The organism is Gemmobacter denitrificans (genome assembly GCF_036964905.1).
GTDB lineage: Bacteria > Pseudomonadota > Alphaproteobacteria > Rhodobacterales > Rhodobacteraceae > Gemmobacter > Gemmobacter denitrificans.
Window position 1 is genome coordinate 1 of the sequence record NZ_JBALHR010000030.1, and the last position, 11,249, is coordinate 11,249.

Here is an 11,249-nt window from a genome sequence, read left to right on the forward strand (position 1 = left end):
TCTTTGCTGACGGCGCTTGGCGGCGGTCAGGCGGGGCTCAATGCCTTCGGCACGGAGTATGCCGCGCGGCCCAGATTCTGGAAGGAATGATTGTCGAATGAAATCAGTATATTACATAACTATCCTTAGCGGCTTGATGCTGCTGGGTCCTTCGGGCTGCGCGGACGTCCCAATCATCAAGACCAATTGCTGGGCCACTGCCGGCTCGACGGTGACGCGATCGAGCAAGAGCCCAAGGCCCGCAATGCCAACACCGTACCGCGCAAAAACTCCAGGGCAAGATGATACCGGCTGCCGCTAAATCCTCATGCTCTGTCAGGGTCATCGCCCTGATGGCGACAGTGCTGCCGCTGGCAGCCCTCGCGCAAGGTGTGCCGATCGTCGATGGCAAGTCGATCATTCAGCACAGCCTCGAGATCGAACAGGTATCGAGACTGACCGAAGGACGCGGGCGCGAGACTGAGCGGAAGGCCCGGCTTGCAGACCTGCACAAGGAACAGCTTGATGCGCTGGACGCCACGCTCGCGATGATGACCGGCAACACGCCATGGATTGGCGATCTGGAGGTGATCCCGGGCGCCGAGGCGGAAGTCCTCTATGATGTCGAAGATGACAGCCCCTATGCGGCACGGCTTTTTGGTGACGGCAAGACCGGCATCGAGGAGATGATCGTCGCCACCGCGAAAAAATACGCGGGCCACCCGGGCCTCGCGCGGGCCGGCCTCAACCCGGTCGAATTCCGCATCTGGTTCCAGAGCCTCGTGAAACAGGAATCCGGGTTTTCCATCGGGGCGCGTTCGCCTGTTGGTGCTTTCGGCCTCACGCAGGTGATGCCGGGAACAGCGAAGGACCTTGGCATTTATCCGGCCTATTATGACGACCCTATGCTGCAACTTGATGGCGGCGCCCGGTATTTCCTGATGCAGCTGAAGACCTTCGGTTCGGTGCCCCTGGCCTTGGCCGCCTACAATGCCGGACCCGGCAATGTCACGAAACACGGCGGCATCCCACCCTTCAAGGAAACCCAGGACTACGTCGTCCGCATCACCGGGTATTTCAACGCCTATGCGGCCAAGATCAGCGGGATCGACCAGGTCGGCACCTTCGACCCGACCGACATGGCAATCGCCACGGCCTCCAATGTCTCCGACGCCAGTCTGCACTATGGCATGGAAGCAAGCCTCGAGATCGCGGCTTCGCTGAAACGGCTCCGCGTCCTCATCGAGAGGATCCCGACCACCAAGTCAGCCAAGGAAGCGCTGGATCTCAACAGCTATGCCCGGGCCGAGGCAGCGCGGATCGCGCTGATGGTGACCCGGGTCAAGGCTGCAGGGGTCAGGGTCGACCAGGCCCGCTACGCGCTCTGGCTGGAGGCCTATGCCCGCGACGCAACATTCATCAAGGTAAAGGCTGGTTCCGAATGACCCCCAAGCATATCCGGGGCATCGGCCCCCTCCTGATGGCAGCCGTTTTCGTCGCAGCAGTGCCCGCCTATGGCCAGGGCGTGCCCACGATCGACCTCACGAGCATTGCCAAGATCGGCGAAGTCCTGACCCAGGCAAAACTGCAGGTACGCGAGATGATCGCCGCGAACCTGAAGCTTGACGAGCAGATCCTGAAGCAGATTGAGCAGATCACCACTCTCAAGGCGCAGCTCGATGCCCTGAAGAACGGATTGACGCTGGAAGCCTTGGGCATTCCGGACCCTGATACCTTTTTTGACGATATCCTGCCCGATGTCTCCGACCTGACAGGTGGATTGGTGGCGGCAAAGGGTGGCGACTATGCCCTGATGACCACCTCCGGCAAGGTGGGCGACAAGCCTGCCGGGCAATATGTCTCCGAGTTTTTCGCATCAGCTGGGCTGGATGTGAAAACTGTCGATACGCTGGCCACAAGCGACAATCCCGGCGCAGCGCGGATCGGGACACAGGCCAACACGGCCGCCTTCCTGTCGGCGGCCGCGGAAACCTCCTCGGTCAAGGCATCCGAGAGCCTCGAACGGGTGCATGGTCTTGTTCAGGAAATCCCCAAAACCAAGGGGCTGAAAGAAGCCATCGACCTCAACACAAGGGTCACTGCCGAACTCTCCATCGCCCTGGCCAATATCTGGAACATGGAATCCGCCCAGCTGATCGGCATGGGCGAAACGGGCGTCATGGACGCCGCGACGGCCGCCGAGGAAGAGAAGTTCATCACAGTCATCGGGAAGGAATAAGAATGGATGTGTCACAAAGGCGGCCCATCAGCGCTGCGCTGATCATGATGTCCCTCTGGACGGGGATGGCCATGGCCGAGACCCCTGCCCCGACCGACCTAGCGCAGGAAGAAGCCTTCCTCAATGTCCTGCCGAAGATCGATGTGCCGGACAATGTCCAGCCGATCCCAGGCGCGGTGAACGAAGAGTTCCGGAACTGTGAGGCTCAGTGGCCCCCGGAGTATCATGACGCGCAGTCCGGACCTGAGGCGCGTGCGCTTCGGGACGTCTATGGCTTTGTTCAGGCAAGAAATGTTGTTGAAAAAAGGGATTGTACTTGCACAGGGAAGGTCGCGTCTTGGGTCGACGTCAAGCGCGTCACAGAGACATTGCGCAAGCAGAACGGCGTCGAACGTTTGGGTTGGCTCCACACCAAGGAAATTGCTGCAGAAGCTGACCGCTTGACGGCTATCGCCGAAACCATGTGTGGCGGTTCCTTCTGATGGACAGTGTCTCGACCATTCTGACGACCTTGGATGCGGCGATCACGACGGCGGGCCAACGGTTTTTTGAGGCAACAGCCAGTGCCGTCGGCCCGATCTTTTCGAGCCTTCTCGCGCTCCTCCTCGTCATGGTCGGGATCAATGCTGCTCTCAATGTCTATCGCATCGCCATGCGCGATGCGGTGCAACTCGCCTTCCGGATCGTCATGGTGCTGATGTTCGGTCTGACCTGGTCGAACTTCAGCCAGATCTATCAGGCCGCCAGCAATGGTCTGAGCGATCTGGCGCTGGAATACTTCCGCCTCGGCGGCGGCGGTGTCGCGACCTCCGCCACAGCGGCCATGGATGACATGGCCAGGATGATGGCCGGCAACGTCGATAGGGTCTCCTCGGCCATGTCCTCGATCATGCGTGGCTTCGTTGCCGCGATCCTCTATGTCGTTCTCGGAATCCTGATGGCGGTCTATGTCTTCATCGTCGGTTTCGCCAAGCTGATGATCGCCTTCCTTCTGGGCGTTGCCCCGCTCGCCATCGGCGCCACAATCTTCGAGAAAACCAAGGGCATCTTCGAGGCCTGGCTCTCGGCGATGATCGGCTATTTGATGTATCCGGTGGCCTCCGCAGGGATCATTGTCGCCGTGGTTACTGTGGCGCATGATGTTTTCCGCGAGACCAAGCATGTCACCGATCTCGGCTCGATCCTCGGCTTCTTCGTCATTGTCTTCGTGGGTATCTTCGCCCTGATGGCGATCCCGAATGCCGTGACCCATATCACCGGCCAAATCAGCCTTGCGAGCATCGCGCCCCAGGCCCTGCGGGTTGCGGGCAAGCCTTTGGAAAAAGCCAGCGACTATTCCGCACGGCGCATGAACGAATTCCGATCAGGATTCTTGACCGGCAAGACCAGTGAACACCATCGGCGCGATCAGGCACGGTCAGATGCCGAGCGCGGTCATGCCGCACGGATGCGGCTCGGCCAGTTCATCCGCGACAGCTGACTCCGCCACCGCCAACCGCGCCACCCCCCGTTTCCGGAGCAAGACCATGACAGGTTCACCCCCTGAACTGAGAAGTTTTCTCGAAGCCGAGATGTTCTTCGGCGTGAAGAAGCGCGAGCGCATCGCCTATGCCGTGGCGGGCGGCGGTCTCGCCATCGGCCTCATGGGGATGATTGCGGTCGTCACCCTCCTGCCCCTGAAGGAGACCGAGGCCTTCCTTGCCATCGTCGACAAGGATACTGGCGTGGCCGAGCGGGTGGTCGCCGTCGAGAAGGCCGGAATGGAACAGGCCGAGGCCATCCGGCAAAGCCTCCTCTTCGCCTATGTCACTGACCGCGAAACCTATGACCAGCACGACAACGAGGAACGGATTCTCCGCGCCTATACCTGGTCCGAGGCGAATGCCCGCCAGTCCCTCGTGGCGCTCTGGACGGAAGGCCACCCCAATTACCCACCGAAGCTTTACGGCGAAAGTTCAAAGGTCCGGGTCGACATCCTCTCGATCACGCCGGTGAACGAGACCACCGCACAGGTCCGCTTCACCAAGACCTGGGTCTCGGATGGTGAGGGTATCCCGGACAGGGAGGGCAAGTTCACCGCGACCGTCACCTACCGGTTCGAGCCGACCAGGGATAGCGCACTCGATCTCGTCTGGCAGAACCCGACCGGGTTCCTCGTCACAGATTATCGCCTCACATCCGAGGCCCTGACCCCTTCGGAAGGCTGACATGACCCCACGCTTCACAATCCTCACGGCGGGTCTTGTGGCTAGCCTCACCGCCCTGCCCACCCTCGCTGAGACTGCCCCAAAATCCGGCAGCCACGACGCCCGGGTGACCTATGCCACCTATCAAGAGGGTCAGGTCTACCGGATCACCACCCGGCTCCTGACCGTGACCCTCGTCGAACTTGGCGACGGCGAGAAGATCCAGTCCATCGCCATCGGCGATCTCGAAAGCTTCAAGATCGACAAGCTGGAACGGTCGAACCTCTTCATCATCAAGCCGGTGGTGGCGGGTGCCACGACCAACCTGACGGTCGAGACCCAGAAGAACATCTATTTCCTGCAGGTGACGGAAAGCGCCAAGGGCAGCCCGAACTATTCGGTGAAGTTCACGGTTCCGGGCAATTCCCGTGGCACCCCGTCTGGCACAGACATCCCGGCAGCCCTGCCGATGACCTACAAGCTCATGAAAAGAGGCAAGAGGCTGCCGGACTTCGCGCCGGTGTCGATCTCGGATGATGGGCGGAAGACCAGTTTTGTCATCGCGCCCGGTGCGCCGATGCCGACGATCTTCCGGGCTGATGCCAAGGGGCAGGAGTATTCGGTCAACTCCGCCATGCGCGGCACCACGATCACCGTCAGTTCCCGCTCCGAACGCTGGGTCCTGCGCTACGGCGATGAGTATGTCTGCGTGATCGCAGAAACGGGGGGCGGCCAATGAGCGAAGACGATCAGGACGGCAAACTTGCCGCACGCATGGCCCGCATGAAACCAGCCGAGGCCCCAAAGCGCCGCCGTGGCGTGAACCCTTACGCGCTTTCGGCCGTGACTGCTGTAGCAGGCGTTGGCGTCGGGGCTTGGCTTGTCCTCGCCGCCCCGGAAGCCCCTGCCCCGGCGCCCGCGCTGGAAACCGCCTCCGTCAGTGATTTTCAAGGCGCGGGTGGTGCCGACGGGTTTTCGATCACGAAAGAAAAACCGCAGATCGTGCCTGCCGCTCCGGACCGTTCCGAGGCCGAACGGTTGCAGACCGAGATCGAGGCCCTGAACGCCCAGATCGCCGATCTGAAAGCCAATCCGGTGACCGTCACCGACGAGGCGGCGCTCGCGGACCTGAAGGCGCAACTGGCGGCCCTCGATGCGGATGCCAAGGCACGGGAGGCCGCCCTCTCCGACCTTGAACGCGAGAATATCCGGCTCCAGACCGAACTTGAGACCAAGGCTCTGGTCGAGGGTGACGCCGAGGCCGAAGCGGCTCGGGCCCGCGAAGAGGAACTGGCCCGGAGACGCCAGGAGGCCGAGATGCTGAAGGAAGCCCAGATCCACTCCGATATGGTCGCGATGCGCTCTTCCATGGATATGGCCGGGGAGACGGGTGGCGCAGTTCCGACCAGTTCCGGGGGTGGAGGTGCCACCGCCACGGGCGATGAGGCTTTCCGGCGCGCAGGGGCCAAGTCGGCTGAGGTCCGCCAGGCTGAGGTGATCGCCAACCCTGCTTATACCGTGATGCAGGGCACCCTGATCGAGGCCTCGCTGGAAACCGCCGTCAGCTCCGACCTTTCCGGCAATGTCGCCGCCATCGTCAGTCATGATGTCTGGTCTTTCGATATGTCCCGCGTCCTCATTCCGCGCGGCTCCCGTCTCTTTGGCCGCTACGACTCCGAGGTCGATGCCGGGCAGCGCAGGGTGCTGATCGCCTGGGACCGGATCGTCACCACCGATGGCCAATCCGTGGAACTTGCGGCCTACGGTACAGACCGGATTGGGCGATCAGGTCTGCCCGGCAAGGTGCGCAACCACTTCCTGCAGCGCTTCGGAACCGCTGCGCTGATCTCGGTGATCGGGGCCGTCCCCGCAATCGCAGCCGCCCGACACGAAGGCGATGAGGTGGCATCCGATACCGCCGAGAGCGTTGGCAATGACCTTGGCGAGGCGGTGAATGATGTCATGGCCGACTATCTGCGCATCCCGCCCACGATCAGCGTCAATCAGGGTGCCGTCGTCATGGTCCGGGTCGATGCCGACATCGAGTTTTATTGATGAGCTATCTCGATACCTATCTCGGGCAACTTGACGCGGCCCTCGCAGACCCGGCCGTCATGGAGCTTGCGATCAATGCTGATGGCACGATCTGGGTGGAGCGGTCGGGGCAAATCCACATGGGACCGAGCGGGCTTGCGCCCCTGCCCGCGCGGTCAGTTCGCGATCTCGCCGCCCAGATCGCCAATTCGACCGCGAACACCTTCACCGAAAGCGCCCCGCTTGTTTCGGCGGCGGTCCGCTACCGCGATCTGATGTTGCGCTGTCAGGTGGTCGGCACACCGGCTGTCTCCGGTGGCACGGTCATTGGCATCCGGGTGTTTCGGTCCCGGCAGGGGGATCAGAGGCGCGCGCCGCGATCCTTCAGCTTCCTGCGGGGACAGGAGAAATCCCTGGAGGAGGAAAGACGGCTCCTGGTCGCAGACATCCGCGCCGGGTCCGAAGGGGCGGATGTCGGTGCCTTCCTCGGGCGTCTCGTTTCCGAGCGGCTGAACGTCATCGTCTCGGGCGGCACCTCGACAGGCAAGACCGAGCTCGGCCGCAAGCTTCTGGAGATGGTCGCCCCCGACGAGCGCATCGTCACCATCGAGGATTCCCTCGAACTTCTGCCGGGCCAGCCCAACACCGTGAGCCTGATCGCGCAGCGTGATGAGGCCTCTCCGCGCTCAGCCGACAAGCTCCTGCAGGCCACCCTGCGGCTTCGGCCGGACCGGATCATCCTCGGTGAATTGCGCGGGTCGGAGGCTGCGACCTTTCTCGATGCGATCAACACCGGCCATTCCGGCTCCTTCACCACGCTCCATGCCCATTCGGCACGCAAAGCGATGGACCGGTTGGCGCTTCTCGTCATGGCGCAAGGCACCAAGCTCAGCTTTGCCGAGGTCATCCGCTACCTCGAAACCTCGATCGACGTGATCCTGCAGATGGGCCGCCAGGGCGACCGCCGCGGGATCATGGAGATGTATTTCCCCGGCCTCGAGGACTGACGGGCTGCGGTCTTCGCCCCTCCCTTTCCACTTTTGATCGGCCAGCGGGCTGAAAGGTTGCATTCATGTACCAAGACATTGACGGCCTACAGACGAAAGTGGCCGAAGAGCGGAAGAAGGAATACTTCTCCGTCCGCTTCACCTTCTCTGGGTCTTCCCAGGAGTTCGAAGACCCGCGTCTTGCGGGTGAGGCCTTCTTCCGGGCCGATCCGGCTGAGCGGCCTTCGGTGACACATGTCGATGGCAACACCGCCCGGACGATGGCCCGGACGGAACTCCATGGGCAGCACGAGAGCGGCGAGACGCGGTATTTCAAATCGCTGCCGGAATCGCACGGCCCGGATGCGGAATTCCGGGCCGGGTTTCTGTCAGCGATGGAGGCTTCGATCACCGAGCGCTTGGAGCGGGTCAAACATGGCCGGGATGGCGCAAATGTCGTCGAGCGGCTGGACGCGGGGCTGAAAGACGACCTTGAGGCCTTCGCACGCCGTGAACCAGAGAAGGCAGCAAGCCTTTGGTCCGATCGGATGGAGGAACCTGCACCGGGACCCATTTTGCAGTCGGCGGTGAAGGCCCGGGAAGGAGTTGTGGAAGCGGAAGCGCAGGTTGGTCAGGTCGTCACGGCGGAGAAGCCGCAGGTGGTTGCGACCGGAGATTGGGTGACCACGGACCAGAGTGTCGAATTGCGCCCGGTGGCTGTCGCGACCGACAGGGGGTTGCATGCCGGGTTCGAGGCAAGGTTGCCTGACGGGGAAACGGAAATCAGCGTCTCGGACCGGATCTTTGCGACCAGCCGGGACGCCTTGCGTCACGCCTGGGATTTCTACGAAGGTGGCGAAGGGGGGCTGGAGATTGCCGTTAGCCGGACTGCGGCGATGGATCGTGACACTGACAACGATGCAGACCGCGTGCCATCCGGCCTCGTGCTCGAACATCGCGAACAGCCAGAATTCCCCCGCCCGGAAACCGCAATCTACGCAGGCGAAGAGGCCCAACTGGTCCTGACCCTTGGCCGAGACACGGAAGCGAGCGGTGATCTTGCCGAACGTCTGATTGCCGATCCCGCGTTTCGGCAGGTGGTGGCCGAGCATATTCCCGATGCCGAGGCCACGCTTGGCACTGGCCGGTTTGTCGACGGCGAAGGCTCCGCTGGGTTTCTGCCCGATGAACTTCTGGCCGTCACCTCCTATGGTCGTGATGGCAGTGCCGAGGTGCTGGCCAAATTACCGGACGAAGGGCCGCTGAGTGAGGCCTTGGCCAGGCATTTGGCTGAAAGCCCGGTTCTCACGGCCCATGTCGAAGCAGAAAGGTTGCGCAGCGACTTCACGGCTGATCCCGCGCGGGCAATCTCCGCTTGGGTGGCGCAGTCGAGCGCACAGATCGACAGATTGCCAGCAGATCGGCAGGAAGAACTGCGATCAGAACTGCAGGGCATCGCCAAAGAGGCAGCAGAAGCCTTTGGTCTGGATCGAGAGCAGACCGGACGCGAGGCCCCTCCCCGGTCGACCCTCTACAGCACGACAATCAGTCCAACGACGTTGACGATCGCTGGCGAAGAAACGGCGCTTCAAACCGGCAATGCTGACAGCCTGCAGGCAAGTCTGACCCTCAACGCCCGCCTCGCAGGCATCGACGCCGAAAAGCTTCAAAAGCGCCTCGAAACCGGTGCCGCCAACGCCCGCGAAGAGGAGGCCTGGGTGAAATCCGATCTCAGCGACGTCGCCAAGCGTCACGGCTATGACCTCGACAACCCGCAAGGCCGCAGCGCAGCTGCGGAACGCCTGGACCGCTTTTACGAACGTGCCGCCGAGATGATCCAGTCCGCCCGCGGCATCGACGTTTCGCGAGCCTCTGATCCGATGGTCGAGGCCCTGGACAAGATGGCGAAACTCCATGCCCAGCAAGGCTCCGTCGTCTTCCGTAATGAGACGCAAGCACGGGATTTCGCGGAAGAGATGAAGGAGCGGTACGGTGCCAATGTGCTGAAAGACATCGCCGCCGGACGCACTGACGCCTTGGCCAAGGATGCTCCCGACGCGAGCGCCCGCCAAGCCATTGCAGCGGCCGTCATCTCTGCGGCAAAGGAACACCCCTCTCTTGGCCTCAGTGCCTATGAGGTGGAAACCGCCGAACGTCGCATGACGACCGAGGCCGCTCCCAGGCCGCCTGAGCACGCGCGCGTGTCTGTCCATGACCGGGCGCATGCAAAAGACAGGGAATTCTGATCATGCCCAGTATCGCGCTTCTCCTCCCGCTCGGTCTGTCGGCCGGTCTCCTGGTCGGCCTTATCGCTGGCGGCCTCGTTCTGAACCTGATCCTGGGGCGCGATCCGAACGCGACCGGGATCTTTATCCTGATCGAGGAATTCCCCGGCTTCGCCCGGTTGACTTCCGTGCCTTGGGTTCTGCCCTGGCAGATCGTTGGCGCCTCGACCATTATCTTCACGATTGCAGCCCTCGCTCTGACTTTCCGCCAGCAGCTCACCGGCTATGGTCAGGCGAAATTCCAGGCTCGCCCGGAGATGAAGGCGAATGGCCTCTTGCAGCCCTTGGGCGCCGGTATGGTCTTCGGCAAGCTCGGGGTGCCTTCAAAGCGCGCACCATATGTCAGCGCCACCTTCCAGAAATTCCCGCACTGCCTTGTCGTGGCGCCCACCCGCGCCGGGAAGGGCGTGGGCTATGTCATCCCGAACACGCTCCTCTTCAACGGCAGCATCGTCGTTCTCGACGTGAAGGGGGAGATATTCGAGGCCACCTCGCGGCACAGACAGGCCGAAGGCGATGCGGTTTACCGCTTCTCGCCTTTCGATTTTGAACACCCGACCCATCGCTACAACCCGCTCGAGCGCGTCGCCCGCATTGAAAACCTCGAACAGCGCTACACGGAACTCGCCAAGATCTCGGATTACTTCCTGACGGTTTCGGACAAAGGGACGGCAGGTGACTTCCTGACAGAGGGGCGCGAACTCTTTGTTGCCGCTGGCCTTCTGGCCATTGAGCGCGGCAAGCCCACCATCGGTGAAATCAGCCGCATCCTCTTTGGAAGGGGCGCGACCCAGGAGGTCTACGGGGAGCATGCCGAGGAGGTGAAACACCCCAACGCCGCCCAGACTTTCCGCAAGTTCGCAGGCTACTCTGACCGGACCTTGTCGTCCCACGCCTCGGTCCTTGGTGGCGCCGGCATGACGCTCTGGAACAACCCGGCGGTGGACCGGGCAACTTCTGGCAACGACTTCTCCTTCACGGATCTGCGCAAGCGCCCGATGTCGATTTATGTCGTTGTGAATGCCGATGACATCCGCACGCTTTCGCCGCTCGTTCGTCTGTTTTTCGGCGAACTCATCGCCACAATGCGTTCCACCCTGCCCGACCCGAAATCCGAGCCCTGGCCAGTCATGGTCATGCTCGACGAATTCGACCAACTCGGGCCGATGCCCATTGTCGAACAGGCCCTGAAACAACTCGCCGGACACGGCGCCCGGGTCTCGATCATCACCCAGTCGATCCCCGGCCTCGACAACATCTATGGTGAAAACGTCCGCATGTCCCTCGAATCCGCCGCCGGCATGAAGCTCTACCTCGCTGCCAACGACAAGAAGACGGCGGGGGAGATCTCGGACGCCTTGGGGAAGACCACCAAGCTTTCGGTGTCTGACAGCGTGTCGCGGGACCGGGACTTCATGCAGCGCCGGTCGGTCAGCCGCCGAATGGAAGAACGGCCGCTCCTGACCCCCGACGAGGTGCGGCGCCTGAACCCCGATCAGGCTATCCTCATCCCGGAACGGCAGAACCCGCTCCTTGTCCA

General features: G+C 62.2%; 10 protein-coding genes. All 10 read left to right on the plus strand.

Translation table 11 applies throughout. The annotated features are described in order from the left end of the window. Positions 1–332: 332 nt before the first annotated feature. A complete protein-coding gene (locus tag V6590_RS20330) occupies positions 333–1,424 on the plus strand; it encodes a lytic transglycosylase domain-containing protein (protein WP_335425540.1) in 1,092 nt (363 codons plus the stop codon). Further along, a complete protein-coding gene (locus tag V6590_RS20335; RefSeq protein WP_335425541.1) occupies positions 1,421–2,218 on the plus strand; it encodes a type IV secretion system protein in 798 nt (265 codons plus the stop codon). The genes V6590_RS20330 and V6590_RS20335 overlap by 4 nt, the downstream gene beginning before the upstream one ends. A 71-nt stretch (positions 2,219–2,289) precedes the next feature. Next, entirely contained in the window at positions 2,290–2,700 is a 411-nt protein-coding gene (locus V6590_RS20340; protein ID WP_335425542.1) for a hypothetical protein, read from the plus strand. A gap of 29 nt (positions 2,701–2,729) precedes the next feature. Then, positions 2,730–3,698, plus strand: a complete 969-nt coding sequence (locus V6590_RS20345; protein WP_335425543.1) for a TrbL/VirB6 family protein — start codon at positions 2,730–2,732, stop codon at positions 3,696–3,698. 46 nt (positions 3,699–3,744) lie between these two features. Then, entirely contained in the window at positions 3,745–4,425 is a 681-nt protein-coding gene (locus tag V6590_RS20350; RefSeq protein ID WP_335425544.1) for a VirB8 family type IV secretion system protein, read from the plus strand. Between the two features lies 1 nt (position 4,426). Further along, complete coding sequence (locus V6590_RS20355; protein WP_335425545.1) at positions 4,427–5,143, plus strand: TrbG/VirB9 family P-type conjugative transfer protein; 717 nt, start codon at positions 4,427–4,429, stop codon at positions 5,141–5,143. Continuing rightward, positions 5,140–6,459: a TraB/TrbI/VirB10 family type IV secretion system protein gene (locus V6590_RS20360; RefSeq protein WP_335425546.1), complete on the plus strand. Its 1,320-nt coding sequence runs from the start codon at positions 5,140–5,142 to the stop codon at positions 6,457–6,459. The genes V6590_RS20355 and V6590_RS20360 overlap by 4 nt, the downstream gene beginning before the upstream one ends. After that, complete coding sequence (locus V6590_RS20365; RefSeq protein ID WP_335425547.1) at positions 6,459–7,445, plus strand: ATPase, T2SS/T4P/T4SS family; 987 nt, start codon at positions 6,459–6,461, stop codon at positions 7,443–7,445. Before V6590_RS20360 ends, V6590_RS20365 begins: the two co-directional genes overlap by 1 nt. Before the next feature lie 65 nt (positions 7,446–7,510). Then, positions 7,511–9,670: a hypothetical protein gene (locus V6590_RS20370; protein WP_335425549.1), complete on the plus strand. Its 2,160-nt coding sequence runs from the start codon at positions 7,511–7,513 to the stop codon at positions 9,668–9,670. A 2-nt stretch (positions 9,671–9,672) separates the two neighbouring features. After that, on the plus strand, positions 9,673–11,249 hold a 1,577-nt coding region (locus tag V6590_RS20375; protein WP_335425550.1), incomplete at its 3' end, for a type IV secretory system conjugative DNA transfer family protein.